The following is a 20,628-nucleotide window of genomic DNA, read 5'->3' as shown; positions in this document are numbered from 1 at the left end:
TCCTTTAACGCTTAATGTGTACGATCCATTAAATAATCAATAATAGCACTTAGTATGTGTGTATTATCCTCTATTGTTGATAAAGCAGAATGTGCTTTTTGTGCTACTGCCTGTGCTTCTTTACGAGCTTGTTCGAGACCCAATAATGAAACATAAGTAGATTTATCCTGGCGTATGTCACTACCAGGTGTTTTCCCTAATTCTTCAATGGTTCCGGTTACATCAAGGATATCATCTGTAATCTGAAATAGCAAACCAAGACAATTTGCATATGTCATATAGGCGGCATATTTTGCTCGATCAGCATTAGATAAGATAAGTCCTAATTCAATAGCCGCATTAAATAAGGCGCCCGTTTTCCCACTATGTAAAACTTTTAACTCTTCTAGAGGAATATGTTTTCCTTCCGAAAGTAGATCAAAAGCTTGTCCACCAACCATGCCTGCAGGACCAGCTGCAGTAGCTAAACATTGAATAGCCTTAATTTTTTGCTCCGCTGATGCAGTTGTATTTTCACTACAAAGTTGGAAAGCATAAGTTAATAAACCATCACCGGCTAGAATGGCCATACCATCTCCATATACTTTATGATTGGTTAAATTTCCTCGGCGATAATCATCATTATCCATAGCTGGTAAATCATCATGAATCAGTGAATATGTATGAATACATTCCAATGCACATAGAAACTCTTTATATAAAGATGCATCAAGCTTCATTGCATCTAAAACAGCTTTCGTTAAAATAGGGCGAATCCGTTTACCCCCTTGCAATAAACTATAGTTCATTGCTTCATATAATTGTTTATATTCTGGTATAGGGGGCTTTAATACGATACTTAACCATTGTTCAATCGATTGTTTGCTAGTTTCTAAATATGTCTTTAACATAGCTCATTACTCTCCAATGCGTACCTCTTCGATAATTTGTTGGATTTCACCTTCCACAGAATCCAGCATATCTGCACATTCTTTAACTAAAGTTAAGCCTTTTTTATATTGATTTAACAACTCTGACATAGATAGCTCACCATCATCAAGTTGACGAACAATATCCTCAAGAGCTTTATATTTTTTTTCATAACTTTTTAGCGATGTTGCCATCCGGTATTACCTCCTCTACAACTGCTTTAATAGAACCATCACGCAATGTAATGTTACATATATCTCCTTTGGCTATATTTTGAATTGAATTTATGGTATGACCCTCTTTTTCTATTTTAGAATAGCCTTTTACCATCAAATGGATTGGATTTTGTAGTGATAATTCCTGTGTTATTAGCGAAAGTTTATGCTTTTCCTGCTGTAATCGTTGTGATACTAGAGTTTGTAATTTCTCCTTATAGGATTGTAAAAGAGAATTTTGTTTATGTAGTAACTGTAATGCGGGAAACCCAAGTCGGCGATTAAAAATCGTACTTAATTCAATACGTTTTTGCTGTAATGTTTGTTCCATTACATATTGTAAATAATCAAATTTTTGTCGTAAATTCTGTTGTAGTGTAGTCAATGGAAGCACCGCAATTTCTGCGGCGTGACTAGGTGTAGCACCACGCATATCAGCAGCATAATCAGCTAATGTATAATCTGTTTCATGACCAACTGCAGAAATAATAGGCGTAGATGCATTGTAAATAGCTTCGATAACAACTCTATCATTAAAGCACCATAAATCCTCCATTGAGCCACCGCCACGACCGACAATAATGACATCAACATCTGGATCTTTATCAGCAGCTTCAATTCCTTTAGCTATAATTGGACCCGCTGTTGTTCCCTGAACTGGTACAGAGAATAATTTAAATTGCATAAGTGGATTTCTATGTTCACTAATATGTAATATATCGTGTAATACAGCACCTGTAGAAGATGTAACAATACCGATACAACTTGATAGAACAGGTATTGGTTGTTTATGAGCATCATCAAAATAGCCCAATGCCGATAATTCTCTTTGCAGAGAATCGAATTCAAGCTGTAACGGGCTTTTAGAACCAACCTGCATATCCGATGCGATTAGATTTAAACGGCCCATTTTGTTATAGAAATTAACGGATGCCTTGATTGTTACTAATAATCCATTTTGGAATGCATTAGCGAGTCCTTTACTTTGAACCGTGCTAGACCACATCGTTACATCTATAGATGATTCCTCATCCTTTAAGGAAAAATACATATGACCACTACTATGACGCTTAGCATTTGTTATCGTACCACTAACATAGACATTTTTTAAGAGATATTCTCTATCTATTGTTCGTTTTATTAAGTTATTTAATTGGGTAATACTCAATATATTCACGATATACCTACTTTTGTGTTGCTAAAAATGCTCCATAAGCATTCCCCGTAGCATTGTCGACAGAGAATTTAGGATTTGCAAAATGAACATTTACGTTATTCTTATGGCAAAAACCATTAAGACGATTGCGTAGTATAGAATTACTCATTACACCACCAACGGCAATTAATGTTGATACTGGTGTATATCTGAGATGATAGGTTAATAATTTTTCTAGAGAATTTCCTATGCAACTAAATAGTGCCTTACTCATAGATGCAGGTGACGCCCCTTTTTCAATATTACGTAGTGCAGCACTACAAGGACCAGCAAAGCTAATCCATCCGTCTCTAACAGAGGAAGGTAACGAATCATACGTATCTGTTTGTAAAGCAAGCAGTTCTAATTCTTTGCCACAAGGAAATTGAATACCTAATGCAACACCTACACGATCAACAAATTGTCCTCCTTGTAGATCCTTAGAACCACCGATAATAGAGCTTTTAAAAATCCCCTTACCTTTATATTCTGTTAAAACGAGTTCTGTAGTACCACCAGAAAGATGTAAGCTATAGAATGGAAACGTAGGGACATGTCCAATTTCCCGTAGGGCTGCTAAAATATGATTTTCTTGATGAGCAAATTCATACATTGGTACTTGCATCATATGACTTAGTGTTCTAGCAAAACCATGACCAACAAGAAAGGCCGGCATATAAGAATCATCAGAGCGTCTAGGAAAAGCACTAACACCAATACCCGATAATGGAACTTGAGGTAATTCTTCGATAAGACGAGGCAATACCTTTGTATGTTGAAACACCATGTTAGATTGTTGAAGTCCCTTCATTCCTGGCTTTACATCTAATATTTTTCGAGCTTCCCCTACTATATTTAGTTCATCATCAATAATGGCACAGCTCGTCGTATAACAACTTGTGTCAATTCCTAGAAAATATCGTTTCATTATTTACTCTTATTATAAGCATCTAGAATCGCATTGATTAATTTATAGGATGCATCAGAACCAAAGAATTTTGCTAATTGTACAGCCTCATTGATAACAATAGATGGAGATACGTCTTCACTATTGTAGTTGAGCTCCCAAATCGCAAGACGTAAAATGGCACGATCTACTTTATCCATAAGTGCAAATTTTCGTTTTGTACAATATGGTTCAAGTATTGTGTCGATTTCTTCAAGATTGGATAACACACCATCTATTATTTGGTTTGCGTAGGCAATATCCATAGATAATGAGATTTCTCCATCTGGGAAGATCACATCATCGTTAGAGGTATGAAATTCATTAGCGTATAGAACTTGGAATGCATATTGACGTGCTTCACGTCTATTTCTCTTTTTAGACATATTGTCTCCTTATTCTTTGATAATTCCTTCAATATGTACATCAACCTTTACATGATCTAGGTCGAGCGTATTCTTTAATGTCTGTTTAATTTCAGATTGTAACTGTTTAGCAATATTTATGATATTGTATCCGTATAGAACACGAATATAAATATTGATTTCTAAAAATCCTTTTCTATGTTTTACATTAATGCCCGGTAAATTTTTTTGACCAAAAGCATTAGTAATACCATCTACAATTTCATCATATAAACGAGGACTTAAGGAATGAATACCAGGAATTGTACTTAGGGGCTTAATGGCAACATCAATAATAACAGAATCTGCAATATCAATAGTTGCAGTATCTAAACCATAGTTTAATTTATCTTCTTGATTCATAGGTCCTCCTATTATTCTCCAACCTTCGGTGGATCAGGTGTAAAATCATCAAAAATAATATCTTGGACTACTATATCTATTGTTTCTACTTCAATTTCAGTATATTTAACAAGTGCAGATTTAATTCGTTCTTGCAAGCGTAGTGCAATATCAGGTATACGGTAACCATATGAGATGCTAACGTATAAAGTTACTGAAATTGCCCCTTCATCATTAAAAGAAATTTTTACACCTTCATGAGCATTTTTACGTCCAAAAAACGTATTAACACCATCATTAAAAGTAGAACTCATATGATGAATTCCTTTGGTATCCAAAGCAGTCATACTGACAATCGTGGCATATACATTATCAGCTACTTTAATTTTACCAGTTTCTAACTCAGTATTTTTCTTAGTCATATAGGCCTCTTTCAAAAAAGAGCACCTGTCCCTATATAATGACATAGACGACAAGTGCTCAGCTCAACAAAGATATATGGGGGACTATATTACATTTAAAAGATCTGGCCCACTATATCAATGAAATAGTATTAGGCACGTTCAATGTATTGACCTGTACGTGTATCAATACGAAGTACATCATCTACTTCGATAAATAGAGGTACTTTTACAGTGTAGCCTGTTTCCAATACTGCTGGTTTGTTACCACCTGTTGCAGTATCACCACGGATACCAGGATCGGTTTCAACTACGCGAAGCTCTACAGCGACAGGTAAGTCAATACCAATTACGATACCTTGGAAGAACATAATAGATACTTCCATATTTTCAAGAAGGAAGTTTTTAGCATCACCTAATTGTTCAACATTTAATTCAACTTGATCATAAGTTTCGTTGTCCATGAAAGTGTAAGAACCATCGGATTCATATAAGTATTGCATACGACGACGGTCAACATGTGCTTTAGGAACTTTTTCACCAGCATTAAATGTACGTTCTACAACGGAACCAGTTTGCAAGTTTTTCATTTTTGTACGAACAAATGCAGCACCTTTACCTGGTTTTACGTGTTGGAAATCAACTACTTGCCATACATTACCGTCAATTTCAACGGTTACACCTGGGCGGAAATCATTACTGGAAATCATCTAACTCTTCTCCTTCTAAATACTTATTTCGATTAACTCTTTTGGGCTATGTGTTAATAATTCACAGCCATTGGCTTTAACAATAACACTATCCTCTATTCTCAATCCGATTTCACCAGAAAGATAAACACCTGGTTCTACCGTAATGATCATATTTTCGGAAAATACCGTATCGGATTTTGGATTAGCTACAGGTTCTTCGTGAATTTCAAGTCCTACACCATGACCTGTCCCATGATTAAATTCTTTAGTATATCCCTGTTCTCGTATATAGTCTCGACATACTGCATCAAGTTCTTTACCAGTAATACCAGCACGAACTGCTGCAACACCTCGTTTCTGTGCTTCCAAAACAATACTATATAAATTTTTTTGTTGCTCTGATGCAGGCCCCATAACTATGGTTCGGGTCATATCTGAATGAAATCCTTTATATACAGCACCAAAGTCAAAGGTGATAAAATCACCGGCCTCAATAACTTTGTCACTAGCGACACCATGCGGCATACTAGAGCGAGTACCAGAAGCTACAATCGTCGCAAAAGAAGGTTCTTCAGAACCTCGTTTTAACATTTCAGCTTCTAAAATGATTCGAGCATCATTTTCAGTCATGCCAACTTTTAATTGTGGTAACAATGCAGCAAAAGCTTCATCACCAATGCGAGCTGCTGTACGCATTAATTCTAATTCATCTTCCCGTTTTACAGCACGTAATTTAGCAAAATTAACAGAAGTAAAATTGAAGCGTTCATCTAATGTATCACACACGGTTTCATATGTATCAACAGGCATATATTTACCTTCGATTCCAAAGAGACCTTCGTGAATGTGATTGTCATTAAAAATATCTACAAGAGTATCCATAACCGATGTTTCATATTGAATAACCTTATAACCTTCACATTGTTTTGTAGCTTGTTCTGTATATCTAAAGTCAGTAATAATGAATGCTTTGTCTTGTGTAACAATAGCAAATCCAGTAGTACCTGTAAAACCAGCAAAATAATGTAAGTTTATAGGGTTAATTAAAATAACGCCAGTTAATTCTTGTTCTTTAATATACTGTTGTAGCTGATTTAATCCATTCATAATCATGCTCCTAGTCTATAAAGTACACTTTATAATACCATAAATTGCCTATATTGAATAGATTTTCATGCTATTTTTTAAAGTCTACTACATCTTGATCATCTAATTCTGAATATGTATTAATAGCCTCAATCCCATTTAATGTAATATGACCTATGGACAGTCTCTTTAAATAGGTAACTTCTCCCCCAGCAGCCCCAATCATACGTTTAACTTGATGGTACTTGCCTTCTTCAATAGTTATATGTAAAGATCGTTCAGAAAGAACTTGTATTTTGGCTGGTTTACATTGGGTTCCATCTCCCAATACTATCCCTGTTTCTATACGTTCAATGCCCTCTTGAGTGAGTTTACCCTTAAATTCCACATAATACAGCTTGGGTACATGTTTATGGCCATTTATAATAGAATGTGCCCATATTCCATCATTGGTAAGTAGTAAGAGTCCCTCTGTATCTTTATCTAGACGACCTACTGGGAACACACCCATTTTCTTGAATTCAGGTGGTAATAAATCCATCACTACAGGATGAATAGGATCTTCTACAGCCGTAATATATCCAGCAGGTTTATGAAATTTAATATAATACTGTTGTTTTGTCGATAGTTGTATGCCATCAACTGCAATGATATCATCACCAATATGTATGAACTGGTCTTTTTTTAGAATAACAGCACCATTTACAGTAACACGTCCATCCTTTATAATTTGGTGAACATCTTTGCGACTACCAAAGGCTTTATTGGCTAATAGTTTATCTAATCGCATTTTAATTCCTCTTTCATAATATTTGAAAGAATCAATTATACATGCCCTCTTAAATTATTTACGTGAGCAGTATCATTTAATAAGTTTAAAATATTGTGGTCCGATGGACCCATCCCATTGTAAAACACGCGATTAATTGCAGTATTACCTTGACTAAAATTCCAACAATGACCAATGGGAATATCGAGTATTTTGCATAAAAGTGTACGAATCGTCCCACCATGACAGGTTATTAAAATTGTTTCGTCATCATTATTTTGGCTTAAAAAATCTAAAAGACCATCCCATGCACGATTTTGTACTTCTTGAAAGCTTTCACCATTCGGTAGCTTTACAATATCAGGTTGTCGATACATTTGATCAATAAGACCTGGCCAGCGTTCTTCAATTTCTGAAAACAATAACTTTTCCCAGTCACCAAAGTCAATTTCTCGTAAGCGAGGATCTGCTGTAATATCAATTTTTCGATTGCCACGAATCATTTCTGCTGTTACGAGTGCTCTAGATAAATCACTTGATAGAATACGATCAAAATGTACATCCTTCAAAGCTTTAGCGCAAGCTTTTGCCTGTGCTATTCCATTATCATTTAGAGGAACATCGGTTATGCCTTGATAGCGACCTATTTTATTCCATTCTGTTTCGCCATGTCTAATAATATATAATGTTTTCATGTTGTGTTCCTATTTCTTAAATATGGTACTTAATAAATGAATAAGTTCCACGTTATGTGCATGATCTTTTATAGCAATCCGCATCCATTTAGGACCTAACCCTTTATAATTAGCACAGCTGCGAATTAATAGATTATGTTTTTCTAATCTAGTTTGTACATCATTAACTGTAATGGTAGGATTATTAAGTTCAATTAAGATATAATTAGCGGATGGCTTATAGACTATTAAATCTTTAATAGCAGTTAATGATTCATACATATATTTTGCTTCATTAGCCAATACCATCTTACTATCGTTAATATACTTAGTATCGGTTAGCGCAGATTCAATATAAGCTTGTGCCAATGTATTAACTGACCATGCAGGAATATACTGATGCAATTCTTGTGTTAATGTAGGATTTGCAAACGCAGCTCCAATACGAAGTCCAGGTACAGCATAAAATTTTGTAAAAGAATGTATGATAATTACATTGTCATATTGATTGATGAGTTCACGCATAGAGTAACTATTGTCTCGTAATGATTCATTGCCAATAAAATCAATAAATGATTCATCGATCACAAGTAAGCTATTAGCATCCTTTAGCATTTGTGCTAATACTTTGACTGACTGTTTATCCAACAATGTTCCATCTGGATTATTAGGATTCCCTAAAAACACAATAATGCGTCCGTCTTGCCCTTTTAATTCAGCAGCAAATGTTTGTAATGCTAAATATGGTACTTCAAAATATGGCATGCCATCATCATCTTGTCGTTGCCGATAAAAAATATCTCTCACCGGTATTTTAGCAGCATCCATAGAAGCTTGATATTCAGAAAAACCAGGTGCGGGGACAAAAGCCCCTGTAAATCCAGATAACCGACCAATTACATAGAGGAGTTCTGCTGCTCCGTTACCAAGAAGTATAGACCCTTTTTCTATACCATATACATCTGCAATAGCATTTATAACATCGTCATTTGTAACATCTGGATAGTGTGATATATAACGCAATCGCTTGTTAAGTGAATCTAATCCTTTTTGACTGGGGCCTAATGGATTAATATTAGCACTGAAATCAGATACTTTTGATAGATTTACATTGTGATCATGAGAAAATTTAAAAATATTTCCGCCATGTGTATCTGGCATAGAAAATCCTCCTTTATCGCTTTATATATGTTAGTCCTTCATTTGTAGTTTCTACAATATCAATATATTGTAAAGTAGGTAATTTTTTTTCAATATATCGTTTACATTCAGCAATAGCCGTATAATCACTAGGGAATAATAGTCCCATTATGGTACCACTGTGAGCAATGATAGTCCCAACACTATGAAAAGTATTACCAATATCGTGAAATTCATATAGATTTGGCTTATATAAAATACGTTGATTGGCAAAGGCACTCAATGTAGCTGCTTGTCCTATCAATGTAATATCATGTGTTTCTAAACCTTTTTTAAAGAGTTCTAGTGATTCTCTAATAATAGGTTCTTTCTCCTGGATTTTATGTAATAAGTCCTTTTGTTGGTTAAAAGAAATGGTATCAATGGTACCACCTTCATCAAAAATCAGAATTTTTAGAGGAGGACAAGTTCCTAAAAAGTTACAGATAGCCCCGTTTATATAATCAAACTGTGTGATACCAGGATAAAAAGCGGCATCTGTTGGTTCTACTGATAAACAAATGCTTTCTAATTCTTTTGGTGTTAATGCTTGATTACAGGATAAAGCGGTAGCCATTGCTGCTACAGCTATATCTGCAGAACTAGAAGCCATTCCCTTCCCTTGAATAATATCCGACCGTATATAGATGTCCGTATTGTTATGATTTGGTATATGTAATATATCTTTTACTAATTTACGAGCTTGACTAGACTTAGGTTGTAAAGAGCAATAATAGTGTGGTAATGAATGTGTTACTTGGCTCAGTGCATAGGAATATCGGTTGATGGGACATGTTACAAGAAATGATTGTCCATCAATAGATCCTTGTATAAATTCACCACAAGTGCCTGGAGCCCGAACATAATAAGTCACTAATTCCTCCTTATACAATAAAAACTATCTATGTATAATCAAATACTCAAAAAATAGGCGCTTTCACAACGGAAGACAGGAATGTTAACGTAATTATATATACTAATATTAATAGAACTTCTGTTACTTCTACTACAAATCCATATGTATCACCAGTTGTACCACCAAGTTGTTTAACAATATAATGGTTAATAATGCGATTTATAATATAACTCATAATCATAGAAAAAATATTGATTTCCATTAAACCAACCAAAGTGTAAGCCAGACCAAAGAGAGCTATACTATATGGTATAAATGGAATCGAAAATATACTTGTTATACCTAAAGCGATTGCATATAGTAACGATAAAAGTAAACAAATAATAATAGGCATACAGAAAGTAGAAATCGTGCTCCATGTGATGACATGTTTTGGTGCATATACTGCAAAAGCCTGCCCCATACCTGTCTTACGAGCGTATGGATATGACCGGATACTTAATACTAATGTATATCGACTCATAAGAGGCATTATTACAAGTATAATAGGAATAAATTCAGGAATAGGAATGGCAGTTAACAGCTGCCATTTTAACAATGTAATAAATACAAAGGCTACAACACCAAAAGAACCTACTCGGCTATCCTTCATTATTTCTAACTTTTTCTCTCTTTCACGTCCTGAGAAAAGTCCATCACTTGTATCCATTAAGCCATCAGCGTGCAATCCACCTGTAAATAAAAATTCACTAATAACAATAATTAGCATTAAAGGCGTAGGAGATAAAAATTGAGAAAATATGAAGTAGATTATGGTTAAAAAGATGCCTATGACTAATCCTACAAAAGGAAATGTGGCAACAGATTTACCAAAATCTTCCATGGACCATTCTGTTTGATTGACTATTTTTAGCCTAGTTAAAAATTGTAAAGCTATAAAAAAAGGTGTCATCTATATATTACTCCATAAGTTGATAAGTGATTATAGTTGTGATGATTATCATAACTATTGATGACAAATACATCATATATACACAGCGAATAATATGGAGTCGATTTAATGTTTCTAAAGCATCACCCATATATTCACGAAATGTCATCTTTTTAAAATATTGATTATAACCGCCAAGTCGAATATGTAAGGCACCTGCTACAGGAGCTTCTGCATACCCACCATTAGGGCTAGGATGTTTTGCGGCATCACGAAAACCTATACGTAATGCCGATTTACCGTCAAAACGTAGTATAAAAGCAGATATAACTAATAAAATAAATGTTAGTCGGGCTGGAATCCAGTTTAATATATCATCTAAACGTGCGGCTACACGTCCAAAGAACATATACTTTTTATTTTTGTACCCCAGCATAGAGTCCATCGTATTAGCTGTACGATATAATATGGCACCTACTGGACCACCTAATATAAAGAAAAATAAAGGTGAAACAATACCATCAACCGTATTCTCTGCTATTGTTTCTACAGTAGCTCGAGTTATTTCACTTTCATCAAGATCATCTGTATCTCGACCAACAATCCATGAAACACGATACCTTGCATCTTTAATCTTTCCTTGCTTGAGTAATCTATTAATTTCAAATCCAGCTGCTCCTAATGAACGAGGTGAAATTGTGATATATACAATAAGAACTTGAATAGCATATTCTACCCATTCATCAATAAGACTACCAATCCATAGAAGTAAAGAAGCTATAATATAAATAGTTAATAATATAAATCCAACAGTAATACCACCATACCAAAGTTTCTTAGTATCATTATCTGTCTCTTTATAAAACACTGCTTCGTAAAATGAGATGATACGGCCAATTAAAGCGACCGGATGAAATTTACTATTAGGGTCTCCAATTATCGTATCAATAATAAACGCAAAAATTGGAATACATATATAGTTATAATGTTTAAACCAATCTAAGAATATGCTAAAATCCATTCATATCACCCATTATCCTTAAGTAGAGTCATAATGTAATCCATATCTAAATGTTCTTCTACAATATCTGCTAAACGATTATAAGCATTGTTTTTATGTTCGAAGTAATGGAATACAACTGGTGTTTCATCTAAACCTTTACGTAATCGTAATTGGTTAATAATAAAACGGCGGAATTCATCATTATCGAAAATACCATGAATATAGGTCCCCATAACTTGATGACGACCATCTATAAATCCATCGACCACGGTAATTGGTGTTTCACTTCGTTTAGTAATAGTAAAGCAACGTTTTACTGTATTGTCATTGGGTTTTGTATCCCCCATATGAATTTCATAGCCCACAAGTTCACTTCCAGAAAATGTACCGTTAAGGAAGCTTAAATTATCAACATTAAATGTTACTTGATGAGTTGTTTTTTGATCTTTCATAGTTGTAGTAGAGTTAACTAAACCGAGACCTTCACTCTCTTCAATATCACCTTCCATATGATGCGGATCATATATGGCAGTGCCAAGCATTTGGTTGCCTCCACAAATACCAATTACAGGAGTTCCGTTTTCAGTTAGCTCTTTAATCTCATCAGCTAATCCCGAGTTTTTTAAATATGATAAGTCTGCTAATGTATTTTTTGATCCAGGCAAAATAATCAAATCGGGCGTGCCGATAACATCTCCTGCGCCTACAAAACGAACAGAAACATCCGGTTCATAGTTTAGTGCATCAAAATCTGTAAAATTAGAAATTTTAGGAGTTTGAATAACAGCAATTTGAATTTCTTTAGAGCCTATATTTTTTTTATTTTCCAAAGCTACAGAATCTTCTTCATCAATATCAAGGTTTTCAATAGCAGGAATAACACCAACAACTTTTTTACCCGTTTTTTCTTCTATGAAAGTCAATGCTGGCTCTAATAATTTAATATCGCCACGGAATTTATTGATTACAATACCTTTGATTAAATCACGTTCTTCAGGCTCAAGTAATTCTAGGGTGCCTACTATAGAAGCAATCGCACCACCTCTATCTATATCAGCAATAAGAAATACAGGTGCTTGTGTCATTTTTGCAATACGCATATTTACTATATCGTTAGCTTTTAAATTAACTTCTGCAGGACTACCAGCACCTTCAATAACAATCATTTCAAAATTTTTATCGAGAAATGAAAGAGATTCTTTCACTTTATCAAGAGCTGTTAATGAGTAATGTGTATGATATTCTTTAGCACTATAGACACCAACTGGTTTTCCCATAAGTACAACCTGAGATGACTGATTTCCCGTAGGTTTAAGTAATACTGGGTTCATTTGTACAATAGAATCAATACCAGCTGCTTCAGCTTGGGCAACTTGAGCACGTCCTATTTCATCACCCCATTTAGTTACATAGGAGTTTAAAGCCATATTTTGTGCTTTAAATGGCACAGTTTTATAGCCCATTCGATAAAGAATACGGCATAATGCAGTACATAAAATGCTTTTGCCTACATTAGAGCTCGTTCCTTGGAACATGATTTTTTTAGCCATTTATATGAACCTCCTGAGATTTTAATTCTATGGTTACTCCACTAACTGTTAAATACATTTTATTGGCAGCATTAGCAACTTCTCGATTTACACGACCAGTTATATCGCGAAAATATCTTGCTAATTTATTTTCCGGTACAATACCTAATCCAATTTCATTAGTCACAAAAATAACAGTTTTATCATTACTGTTATTAATTTCTTGTAGTAATAATCGCAATTCTTCTAAAATGATAGATTCAATACGATTCGCATCCTCCTGCGTATTGATATCACCATGAGCAAAGACATGATTTGATGTAAACATAGTAAGACAATCAATTAAGATGACATCACTTACATTTTTAATATTTTCCCAGTTTTGATGTAAATTAAGTGGAATTTCAAAATTAATCCATTCTTTACCACGACGTAATTGATGCTTTTTAATTCGGTCTTTCATTTCATCATCAAAAGCTTGCCCTGTAGCGACATAAGCTTTACGCCCTTTTAAGGATAAGGCTAATTGTTCTGCAAATTCACTTTTTCCACTACGAGCTCCTCCGGAGCATAGAATAATTGTAGATTTCATAAAGCACCTATACAAGTATATATAATTTCTGTATCATTATTAGTATAACAAAAGGAGATACACTATGGAAATTATGAATATGAAATTAAAAATGATGTCTACTCTTTGGGAAAATACATATCGTGTAGCTATTGAAGATGGTCAAGGTGGATATATTAGTACATGTCGTGTAGTGGTTAATGTGCCTTTAGACCCTTCTGAATTGCCTCCTAATGCACCTATTGTGGAACCACAACTGTTTGTATTAGTAGAAGATTTCTCTTTTGATGCATCTAAAATTATAAATTTCGAGACTACATTAGCAGATTTATTGCGAGAAAAATTTAGATATCAAATTCCTCACATCTTCTTTTTCTATCCAAGTCCACACGATGTATTAAATCAAGAGGTTATACAATCTTAATAAAGAAAAAAGCTATGTGAAGACATAGCTTTTTTTATTTATTCTTCTCCAATTTCTTCTTCTACACGACTTAGTATAAAACATAAATCAGACAAGCGATTTAAGTACCGTAAATTAGATTCATGTACGCTTTCACCTGCATCAAATACACGCCATAAATCACGTTCTGCACGTCGTGCTACAGTTCTAGATACATGTAAATATGCAGAAGATTTATTTTCACCCGGTAAAATAAATTCTGTAAGAGGTTCTAATTTAGCATCAAAACGATCAATCACCTTTTCTAAATGTTTTACTTGTTGATCTGTAATTTGTGGTGCCTGATTTAAGCTTGCAATATCAGCCATCAATGTCCATAAGGAACGCTCAATATCAAGTAATTCGGCTTGTACTCGTACATTTTTTGCATACGCACGAGCTAATCCTAAAAAGGATTGAAGCTCATCAATGGTGCCATAGGCTTCAACACGAAGAGAGGCTTTTTTTACACGCTCACCTGTATAAAGACCAGTTGTACCTTGATCACCTGTTTTTGTATAAACACTACTACTCATGGCTGTACCTCCTATTATATGTTATTTATATTCTGGAAACCATAAATGAATTTCACGTGTTGCTGAATCTACTGAATCAGATGCATGTACAACATTAGAATCCATAGTTAAGGCATAGTCACCACGAATACTACCTGGTGTGGCATCTACGGGATTTGTTGCACCATTGATAGATCGGACAGAAGTAACGGCATTTTTACCGGCTAGTACGAAGGCCAGAACAGGTCCAGATGTAATAAAATCAACTAATTCCCCAAAAAATGGTTTATCTTTATGCTCTGCATAATGTTCCTCTGCTAATTCTCTTGAGGTCTGAAGTAATTTCATAGCTTTAATAATTAAGCCTTTTCGTTCATAACGTGTAAGAATTTCACCACAGATTTGACGTTTTACACCATCTGGTTTGATAAGAACTAAAGTTTCTTCCATGTTTAACCCTCCTTTAAATTAAAATCTATAATGTGGATTTAAAGATAGTTTTTTTAATCTTGCAATGCGATCTTGTGTACTGGGATGTGTACTAAAAAGATTAGATAAACTAGCACCAATTCCCATCATTGGATTGATTATAAACATATGCGCTGTAGCATTACTAGCATTAGGTAATCTTCCATACTTAGAATATTCTTCTATTTTTGCTAATGCGGATGCAAGTCCTAATGGATTTTTGCTTAACATAGCGCCCCCTTCATCAGCTAAATATTCACGGGTACGAGAAATGCTCATTTGAATAAGAAAAGCTGCTAAAGGAGCTAAAATAACCATTCCTATTAAAGCAAGTGGATTTACATTATCATCTCGATCATCAGAGCGTCCACCAAAAAACATACCAAACTGCGCTATAGTAGATATAGCACCGCCAATAATTGCAGCGATAGTACTAATTAAAGTATCACGATTTTTAACATGTGTTAATTCATGACCTAATACACCAGCTAATTCATCATCTGTTAATAAATGTTGAATTCCAGATGTTACAGCTACAGCTGCGTGTTCTGGATTACGACCAGTTGCAAATGCATTTGGCACATCTGTTGGAATGATATATACCTTTGGCATTGGTAGATTACCATTTTTAGCTAATTGTTCCACCATACTATATAGTTTTGGGTTTGATTGAGCTGTAACTTGCTGTGCATCATATTGTGCTAATACAATCTTATCGCTATACCAATACGATGCAATCGACATGCCAGCAGATATGATGAACATAATCATCATTCCTCGAACACCGCCAAATACATCGCCTAATAATACTAGTATTGCTATTAAAGTAGCTAATAGCATTGTTGTTTTAAAATTATTCATAAAATCCTCCAACATAAGTTTTTGGACTATACCTTAACTAGATTTATTATACCATATTTTGAATAGTTGTGGCCCCAGTTGTATCTGCTTCTAACACATAAACTTTATTCTCAATGCCATAGAAATCAAAGATTTCTCCCATGGCGTCTGCCACTGTTTGTACATGAATTTTATCTGTATATGCAATTAAGGTAGAACCAGAACCACTGATTGTGGCACCGTATGCACCAGCCGCTTTAGCCGCTGAAAATACTTTATCACAATGTGGGATTAAGGTTTTACGATAAGGTACATGAAGATTATCTTCCAACGCAACTTCTAAATTATCCAATTGATTCGTAATTAAACTAGTTACAAATAATGATGCATGACTGACATTTTGAACAGCCTCTTTAAAAGGTACATGGTTGGGTAATACAGAACGTGCATATTCAGTAGAAACTAAAACTTCTGGTACTACTACCGCAAAATGAAGAGACTCTGGAACAGGAATTACTGTATTTAATACTCTATCTTTAAGTCCAGTTGCACAACATAGATTACCAAAAATAGCAGGTGCTACATTATCTGGGTGTCCTTCCATGCGATTGGCAATAATTAATAATTCTTCTTTTGAAAGTGGTTTTTTAACAAGGTTATTAGCTAGTAATAGCCCACCTACAATTGCAGTACTACTACTGCCAAGTCCGCGAGATGGAGGAATCAGTGTGTCAGAAGTAATATGACCATATTGTATTGGTTCTTGTGCTTTTGCAAATACCTGTTCAATAGCAAGTCCAATAAGGTTTTTTTTAGGGTCTTCTTTTTCCAAAATTTCAGCACCATAGCCATGAAATGTATAGCTAAATGATGTTGCATCTTTGTCAGGTGAAAACTCAAAAATATTATATAAATTTAAAGCTAATCCAAGGCAATCAAAGCCTGGTCCGCAATTTGCGCTTGTAGCGGGCACTTGTACACGAATAGTTGTCATAATATTACGCTTCCATAATTCTGATTATACTGCTTACTTCCTTCACAGAGCGTAAGCTATTAAAAGAATCTAACAAATTCAAAATATAAGAATGTGGACATTTAGATGTAACAATTGCAAGTACTGCTGTTTCAGGATCTTTGTTACGTTGAACGATGGAAAGAACAGAAATTTTTTGCTCTGCTAACTTTGTAGCAATCTTTGCAAGTACACCAGTTTTATTATCAACAGCTAATCGCATATAGTAACTAGATTGTATTTTACCTGGAGAATAAATATTCTTTTGATCGAAGTAGAATGGTTTAAAACGTCCTGTAGATTCAAAAGCTGCATTTTGAGCTACTTCCATAATATCGCTAACAACGGAACTACCAGTTGGTAAACTACCAGCACCACGACCATAGAACATGGCATCATCAATACCATTGCCCTTAATATAAATAGCATTATAAGATCCTCTAACAGAGGCTAATGGATGTGTTAATGGTACAAATGCAGGATATACATTAAGTGATAATCCTTTTGTAGTTTCTTTAGCAATACCAATTAGTTTAATATTGTATCCAAATTCTTTACCAAAAGAGATGTCCTCAGTATCAATCTTAGTTATACCTTCTACTGTTACATCTTCAAAAAATATACGACGATTAAAACTAATAGAAGCCAAAATAGCAAGTTTACGAGCTGCATCTAATCCTTCTACATCTGCAGTAGGGTCTGCTTCCGCATAGCCCAAATCCTGAGCTTCTTTTAATACATCTTCATAACTTAATCCTTCATCAGTCATTTTAGATAAAATAAAATTTGTCGTACCATTCATAATACCAACTAACTCAGTAATGCGATTACCACCGAGAGAATCGTATAACGTTCTTATAATAGGAATACCGCCAAGAACAGAAGCTTCAAAACGTAAATCAACTTTATTTTTATATGCTAAGTCAAATAAATATGGTCCAGCTTCAGCTAGTAAATCTTTATTAGCTGTGACAACACTTTTACCATGTTTTAAAGCAGCTTCTACACATTCTTTAGCAAATGTAGTCCCACCCATTAGTTCAACAACAATATCTATGGTTTCATCGTTAATAACATCATCTATATTAGTCACATATTGCGCAGAACTTGGTAGTTTAATATGACTGTATTTATCTGGATTTCGTACAAAGATTTTTGAAATTTCAATGGTCACACCACTACGATTTGTAATTAAATCAGCATTGTCTTGCAATAAATTAAATGTTCCTTGGGAAACAGTACCAAATCCTAATAAAGCTATTTTTATGATTTTCATAATGGTCCTACTCTCTTCTATAATGTTTGGCCCCGTAATATAACTACGCTTGACCTAATATTTCTACCTTAATAATTCCCTTCATACTTCTAATATCATGTAGTAATTCTTCTAAAGATCCTTGTAGATTTTTAGTTTCAAAAGAAATACTACTATTAGCGATGCCTTGTAACGGGATATCCTGATTAATAGTTAAAATACTACCATTTTTATCAGCAATTGCTTTTAAGACACTTGATAACATTCCTGATTCATTAGACATAGATACGGTAATGCTAACAATTTTTCCTTGAGCAATCTCAAAAAATGGAAATACGTAATCTTTATATTTGTAATAAGCTGATCGACTTAAGTCCATTTTTTCAACAGCTTCATTTATTGTTTTTACTTCACCTAGCTTTAAAATTTCTTTTACTTTAATTGTTTTTTTTATAGCTTCAGGCAAAATATCTTCTTGAACTAAATAAAATTTATCCTTTTTTGGCTTTGACATACTAAATCTCCTTACTTTAATTTGATGTTTCTTGAGCAACAAATTGACGTCCATATAAAGTTAATACTGCATACATACCTATAAAAAAAGGTAAATACTCTGCGATTACACGCCACGCAACAGCTATAATACCAACAGTACCGATTGGTACAAATGGTGTGAAGAATAAAATGAATAAACCTTCAGCAATACCTGTTCCCCCTGGTGTGGGTGCAAAATAAAGTATTAAATTTAATAATATCATTCTATCTAATATTGTGATAATTGGTATATCAGTAGAAAAAGCAAACATTAACGCTGGAGCGATACAATATAAACATAATAAACTGACTCCAGATTCTATAAAAACAATAAAGGATTGTGTTGGCTTTTTATACAATAATGAAAGTCCCTGATTTAAAGTCTCTAGTTTTATTAGCCAATCTTTTGTTTTATTCGCCTTAAAATGTTGGGCTAGATTGTATACAAATTTTCTCATATATATAGTTTGTAAAAGATATGTTCCTAATAATGTTGCTAATACGGCTAAAAAAGAAAATAATAACAACATATCTCTTGAAATATATGGAATTTCTATAGAGTCATATAGAAATACGATTGGTAACATGATAACTAAAAACATAATTGAAAAAACTGTACGTATTAATACAATTGGTGTCCCTCTACTTATGGGAACATTATAGCTTTTTAGTACTAATACTTGTGCTACAGCACCACCACTAGCACCTGGTGTAAGCATAGCCATAAAATAATTACTAAAAATAACTCGTAGTACCGCTTTGATTGATAAATGATAGCCACCTATTTTTACTAGTCGCTGCAATCTTAATCCATCAAAATACATACCTAAAGCAAGTGCAATAATCGCAAAAAACAATGATTCACCATTAAAAGTGGTTATTGTTTTAAGGGATTCTAAATCAATCGTATAATAAATAATTCCTAAAGATACGGCAAACAATAACACAAACATAAAAATGCCACGTCTTATCATTTTACTCATAGTAAATCCCCATAATTAATAAGTTCTATATTGTGTTGTGTTAGATATCTCCGTATATTATCGGATGTCATAGCAGATAATTCATCTTGCCAATGATAACCCCAATTATATTGTTTTCTTAGTACTTCATTACTAATACCTGGATGAGTCATAATTTCATGCGTACCAGATAGAGAGCTAATTTGTTTTAAAATCGATAGCAACTCAGTTTCACCTAAAGCACCACCATTAATCATCCCCCAAAAGTATTGTGTAAAATAAACGCCTTTATCGCGAATACTAGGTAATGATTGGGACGCTACAGTGCTTAAACCACATTTTCCTGTAATGCGAACAGGATTATGCACACCATTCAAAAAGGTTATTTTTTCATTTGGTACCCGTATAGCTTTAATTTTATGTCTTATGGCTTGTTCTAGTACTATAGGAAGAATGGTTGGTAGGATATGCAGATGTTGGTGTCCATCAATATGAGTTACGTTTACACCCGACTCCATAATTTTAGAAACTTGATTTGTAATCTCAGTTCTAACTTCATCATAATTAATAGAGCCACTATATATACGTTTCATAAACTCTATATAATTATCAACAAATACACCTTCTTTTGTTACTAAACTAGGAATGTCGCTAGGATCACTTACAGGTGCGATTCCTCCTACTAAAGCTATGTGAATACCTACACCCAACTTTGGATATTCCTTTGCCATATCTACTGCTTCATTAAAAGCAGCACCACTTGCCAATATAGATGTGCTTGTAATAACACCTTTAGTATGCCCTACTATAATACCTTCATTTATAGCTGAATGAAGGCCAAAATCGTCAGCATTTATGATTAATTTTGACATATGCGTGCCTCTTTATTAGTAAAAAA

The 20,628-nt window shown here is 34.1% G+C and carries 26 protein-coding genes; 1 reads left to right on the top strand and 25 read right to left on the bottom strand.

Annotated features, from left to right (window positions below):
* Window positions 1-11 precede the first annotated feature (11 nt).
* The 17 genes from Q0E20_RS06115 to cobU all read right to left on the bottom strand — a co-directional run bounded on the left by Q0E20_RS06115 (window position 12) and on the right by cobU (window position 13,723).
* Window positions 12-890, bottom strand: a complete 879-nt coding sequence (locus tag Q0E20_RS06115; RefSeq protein WP_295997797.1) for a polyprenyl synthetase family protein — start codon at window positions 888-890, stop codon at window positions 12-14.
* A 6-nt stretch (window positions 891-896) separates the two neighbouring features.
* Window positions 897-1,103: an exodeoxyribonuclease VII small subunit gene (gene xseB / locus Q0E20_RS06110; protein ID WP_005378912.1), complete on the bottom strand. Its 207-nt coding sequence runs from the start codon at window positions 1,101-1,103 to the stop codon at window positions 897-899.
* Complete coding sequence (gene xseA / locus Q0E20_RS06105; RefSeq protein ID WP_295997795.1) at window positions 1,078-2,301, bottom strand: exodeoxyribonuclease VII large subunit; 1,224 nt, start codon at window positions 2,299-2,301, stop codon at window positions 1,078-1,080. Before xseA ends, xseB begins: the two co-directional genes overlap by 26 nt.
* A 7-nt stretch (window positions 2,302-2,308) precedes the next feature.
* Complete coding sequence (locus Q0E20_RS06100; protein ID WP_295997794.1) at window positions 2,309-3,247, bottom strand: metallohydrolase; 939 nt, start codon at window positions 3,245-3,247, stop codon at window positions 2,309-2,311.
* Window positions 3,247-3,651: a transcription antitermination factor NusB gene (nusB, locus tag Q0E20_RS06095; RefSeq protein WP_295997791.1), complete on the bottom strand. Its 405-nt coding sequence runs from the start codon at window positions 3,649-3,651 to the stop codon at window positions 3,247-3,249. The genes Q0E20_RS06100 and nusB overlap by 1 nt, the downstream gene beginning before the upstream one ends.
* 9 nt (window positions 3,652-3,660) lie before the next feature.
* Window positions 3,661-4,032 (bottom strand): Asp23/Gls24 family envelope stress response protein, encoded by a 372-nt coding sequence (locus tag Q0E20_RS06090; RefSeq protein ID WP_295997789.1) that lies wholly within the window; start codon window positions 4,030-4,032, stop codon window positions 3,661-3,663.
* An 11-nt stretch (window positions 4,033-4,043) separates the two neighbouring features.
* A complete protein-coding gene (locus tag Q0E20_RS06085) occupies window positions 4,044-4,433 on the bottom strand; it encodes an Asp23/Gls24 family envelope stress response protein (protein WP_366509631.1) in 390 nt (129 codons plus the stop codon).
* A gap of 131 nt (window positions 4,434-4,564) precedes the next feature.
* Complete coding sequence (gene efp / locus Q0E20_RS06080; protein ID WP_295997784.1) at window positions 4,565-5,122, bottom strand: elongation factor P; 558 nt, start codon at window positions 5,120-5,122, stop codon at window positions 4,565-4,567.
* Between the two features lie 15 nt (window positions 5,123-5,137).
* A complete protein-coding gene (locus Q0E20_RS06075; protein ID WP_295997782.1) occupies window positions 5,138-6,211 on the bottom strand; it encodes a Xaa-Pro peptidase family protein in 1,074 nt (357 codons plus the stop codon).
* 70 nt (window positions 6,212-6,281) lie between these two features.
* The gene (locus tag Q0E20_RS06070) at window positions 6,282-6,980 is read right to left on the bottom strand and encodes a pseudouridine synthase (RefSeq protein ID WP_295997779.1); all 699 of its coding nucleotides are present in this window, start codon (window positions 6,978-6,980) and stop codon (window positions 6,282-6,284) included.
* Window positions 6,981-7,015: 35 nt separating this feature from the next.
* Entirely contained in the window at window positions 7,016-7,654 is a 639-nt protein-coding gene (gene cobC, locus Q0E20_RS06065) for an alpha-ribazole phosphatase (RefSeq protein WP_295997778.1), read from the bottom strand.
* A gap of 9 nt (window positions 7,655-7,663) precedes the next feature.
* Window positions 7,664-8,794: a histidinol-phosphate transaminase gene (locus Q0E20_RS06060; RefSeq protein ID WP_295997776.1), complete on the bottom strand. Its 1,131-nt coding sequence runs from the start codon at window positions 8,792-8,794 to the stop codon at window positions 7,664-7,666.
* Between the two features lie 13 nt (window positions 8,795-8,807).
* The gene (locus Q0E20_RS06055) at window positions 8,808-9,686 is read right to left on the bottom strand and encodes a GHMP kinase (protein ID WP_295997774.1); all 879 of its coding nucleotides are present in this window, start codon (window positions 9,684-9,686) and stop codon (window positions 8,808-8,810) included.
* Between the two features lie 46 nt (window positions 9,687-9,732).
* Complete coding sequence (gene cobS / locus Q0E20_RS06050; RefSeq protein ID WP_295997771.1) at window positions 9,733-10,620, bottom strand: adenosylcobinamide-GDP ribazoletransferase; 888 nt, start codon at window positions 10,618-10,620, stop codon at window positions 9,733-9,735.
* A gap of 7 nt (window positions 10,621-10,627) precedes the next feature.
* Window positions 10,628-11,620 carry an adenosylcobinamide-phosphate synthase CbiB gene (gene cbiB / locus Q0E20_RS06045; protein ID WP_295997769.1) on the bottom strand — a complete coding sequence of 331 codons (993 nt, stop codon included), beginning with the start codon at window positions 11,618-11,620 and terminating at the stop codon, window positions 10,628-10,630.
* A gap of 5 nt (window positions 11,621-11,625) precedes the next feature.
* Window positions 11,626-13,152, bottom strand: a complete 1,527-nt coding sequence (locus Q0E20_RS06040; RefSeq protein ID WP_295997767.1) for a cobyric acid synthase — start codon at window positions 13,150-13,152, stop codon at window positions 11,626-11,628.
* Window positions 13,145-13,723 carry a bifunctional adenosylcobinamide kinase/adenosylcobinamide-phosphate guanylyltransferase gene (cobU, locus tag Q0E20_RS06035; protein WP_295997765.1) on the bottom strand — a complete coding sequence of 193 codons (579 nt, stop codon included), beginning with the start codon at window positions 13,721-13,723 and terminating at the stop codon, window positions 13,145-13,147. The genes Q0E20_RS06040 and cobU overlap by 8 nt, the downstream gene beginning before the upstream one ends.
* Window positions 13,724-13,787: 64 nt before the next feature.
* Here cobU and Q0E20_RS06030 point away from each other — a divergent pair, with 64 nt between their 5' ends.
* A complete protein-coding gene (locus tag Q0E20_RS06030) occupies window positions 13,788-14,126 on the top strand; it encodes a hypothetical protein (RefSeq protein ID WP_295997763.1) in 339 nt (112 codons plus the stop codon).
* Window positions 14,127-14,164: 38 nt separating this feature from the next.
* On the opposite strand, the gene Q0E20_RS06025 is transcribed toward Q0E20_RS06030, so the two are convergent.
* Genes Q0E20_RS06025 through Q0E20_RS05990 form a run of 8 tightly spaced genes read right to left on the bottom strand, consistent with a single transcriptional unit; the run spans window position 14,165 to window position 20,602 of the window.
* Window positions 14,165-14,680: a cob(I)yrinic acid a,c-diamide adenosyltransferase gene (locus tag Q0E20_RS06025; protein WP_295997761.1), complete on the bottom strand. Its 516-nt coding sequence runs from the start codon at window positions 14,678-14,680 to the stop codon at window positions 14,165-14,167.
* A 21-nt stretch (window positions 14,681-14,701) separates the two neighbouring features.
* Complete coding sequence (gene ndk / locus Q0E20_RS06020; protein ID WP_295997759.1) at window positions 14,702-15,109, bottom strand: nucleoside-diphosphate kinase; 408 nt, start codon at window positions 15,107-15,109, stop codon at window positions 14,702-14,704.
* 18 nt (window positions 15,110-15,127) lie between these two features.
* On the bottom strand, window positions 15,128-15,988 hold the full coding sequence (htpX, locus tag Q0E20_RS06015) for a zinc metalloprotease HtpX (protein WP_295997757.1): 861 nt from the start codon (window positions 15,986-15,988) through the stop codon (window positions 15,128-15,130).
* A gap of 46 nt (window positions 15,989-16,034) precedes the next feature.
* Window positions 16,035-16,961, bottom strand: a complete 927-nt coding sequence (gene thrB / locus Q0E20_RS06010) for a homoserine kinase (protein WP_295997755.1) — start codon at window positions 16,959-16,961, stop codon at window positions 16,035-16,037.
* Between the two features lie 4 nt (window positions 16,962-16,965).
* Window positions 16,966-18,255: a homoserine dehydrogenase gene (locus Q0E20_RS06005; protein WP_295997753.1), complete on the bottom strand. Its 1,290-nt coding sequence runs from the start codon at window positions 18,253-18,255 to the stop codon at window positions 16,966-16,968.
* Window positions 18,256-18,298: 43 nt separating this feature from the next.
* Entirely contained in the window at window positions 18,299-18,748 is a 450-nt protein-coding gene (locus tag Q0E20_RS06000) for an ACT domain-containing protein (protein ID WP_295997750.1), read from the bottom strand.
* Between the two features lie 16 nt (window positions 18,749-18,764).
* Entirely contained in the window at window positions 18,765-19,751 is a 987-nt protein-coding gene (locus Q0E20_RS05995) for a lysylphosphatidylglycerol synthase transmembrane domain-containing protein (protein WP_295997747.1), read from the bottom strand.
* The gene (locus tag Q0E20_RS05990) at window positions 19,748-20,602 is read right to left on the bottom strand and encodes a ChbG/HpnK family deacetylase (RefSeq protein ID WP_295997744.1); all 855 of its coding nucleotides are present in this window, start codon (window positions 20,600-20,602) and stop codon (window positions 19,748-19,750) included. The genes Q0E20_RS05995 and Q0E20_RS05990 overlap by 4 nt, the downstream gene beginning before the upstream one ends.
* Between the last annotated feature and the right edge of the window lie 26 nt (window positions 20,603-20,628).

This window comes from uncultured Veillonella sp., from assembly GCF_934230905.1.
In the GTDB taxonomy this organism is placed as follows: Bacteria; Bacillota; Negativicutes; order Veillonellales; family Veillonellaceae; genus Veillonella.
Note: the sequence above shows the minus strand (reverse complement) of the source record. Positions and strands in the feature narration are given on the sequence as shown.

Excerpts from the sequence above, each read along its gene's own strand:
- xseB (WP_005378912.1), bottom strand. The coding sequence starts at position 1,103 with ATGGCAACATCGCTAAAAAGTTATGAAAAAAAATATAAAGCTCTTGAG.
- Q0E20_RS06115 (WP_295997797.1), bottom strand. The coding sequence starts at position 890 with ATGTTAAAGACATATTTAGAAACTAGCAAACAATCGATTGAACAATGG.
- nusB (WP_295997791.1), bottom strand. The coding sequence starts at position 3,651 with ATGTCTAAAAAGAGAAATAGACGTGAAGCACGTCAATATGCATTCCAA.
- Q0E20_RS06090 (WP_295997789.1), bottom strand. The coding sequence starts at position 4,032 with ATGAATCAAGAAGATAAATTAAACTATGGTTTAGATACTGCAACTATT.
- Q0E20_RS05995 (WP_295997747.1), bottom strand. The coding sequence starts at position 19,751 with ATGAGTAAAATGATAAGACGTGGCATTTTTATGTTTGTGTTATTGTTT.
- Q0E20_RS06070 (WP_295997779.1), bottom strand. The coding sequence starts at position 6,980 with ATGCGATTAGATAAACTATTAGCCAATAAAGCCTTTGGTAGTCGCAAA.
- Q0E20_RS05990 (WP_295997744.1), bottom strand. The coding sequence starts at position 20,602 with ATGTCAAAATTAATCATAAATGCTGACGATTTTGGCCTTCATTCAGCT.
- Q0E20_RS06060 (WP_295997776.1), bottom strand. The coding sequence starts at position 8,794 with ATGCCAGATACACATGGCGGAAATATTTTTAAATTTTCTCATGATCAC.
- cobU (WP_295997765.1), bottom strand. The coding sequence starts at position 13,723 with ATGAAATCTACAATTATTCTATGCTCCGGAGGAGCTCGTAGTGGAAAA.
- Q0E20_RS06085 (WP_366509631.1), bottom strand. The coding sequence starts at position 4,433 with ATGACTAAGAAAAATACTGAGTTAGAAACTGGTAAAATTAAAGTAGCT.
- cobC (WP_295997778.1), bottom strand. The coding sequence starts at position 7,654 with ATGAAAACATTATATATTATTAGACATGGCGAAACAGAATGGAATAAA.
- Q0E20_RS06025 (WP_295997761.1), bottom strand. The coding sequence starts at position 14,680 with ATGAGTAGTAGTGTTTATACAAAAACAGGTGATCAAGGTACAACTGGT.
- Q0E20_RS06075 (WP_295997782.1), bottom strand. The coding sequence starts at position 6,211 with ATGAATGGATTAAATCAGCTACAACAGTATATTAAAGAACAAGAATTA.
- Q0E20_RS06100 (WP_295997794.1), bottom strand. The coding sequence starts at position 3,247 with ATGAAACGATATTTTCTAGGAATTGACACAAGTTGTTATACGACGAGC.
- Q0E20_RS06005 (WP_295997753.1), bottom strand. The coding sequence starts at position 18,255 with ATGAAAATCATAAAAATAGCTTTATTAGGATTTGGTACTGTTTCCCAA.
- htpX (WP_295997757.1), bottom strand. The coding sequence starts at position 15,988 with ATGAATAATTTTAAAACAACAATGCTATTAGCTACTTTAATAGCAATA.
- ndk (WP_295997759.1), bottom strand. The coding sequence starts at position 15,109 with ATGGAAGAAACTTTAGTTCTTATCAAACCAGATGGTGTAAAACGTCAA.
- cobS (WP_295997771.1), bottom strand. The coding sequence starts at position 10,620 with ATGACACCTTTTTTTATAGCTTTACAATTTTTAACTAGGCTAAAAATA.
- Q0E20_RS06030 (WP_295997763.1), top strand. The coding sequence starts at position 13,788 with ATGGAAATTATGAATATGAAATTAAAAATGATGTCTACTCTTTGGGAA.
- Q0E20_RS06040 (WP_295997767.1), bottom strand. The coding sequence starts at position 13,152 with ATGGCTAAAAAAATCATGTTCCAAGGAACGAGCTCTAATGTAGGCAAA.
- efp (WP_295997784.1), bottom strand. The coding sequence starts at position 5,122 with ATGATTTCCAGTAATGATTTCCGCCCAGGTGTAACCGTTGAAATTGAC.
- Q0E20_RS06000 (WP_295997750.1), bottom strand. The coding sequence starts at position 18,748 with ATGTCAAAGCCAAAAAAGGATAAATTTTATTTAGTTCAAGAAGATATT.
- thrB (WP_295997755.1), bottom strand. The coding sequence starts at position 16,961 with ATGACAACTATTCGTGTACAAGTGCCCGCTACAAGCGCAAATTGCGGA.
- cbiB (WP_295997769.1), bottom strand. The coding sequence starts at position 11,620 with ATGGATTTTAGCATATTCTTAGATTGGTTTAAACATTATAACTATATA.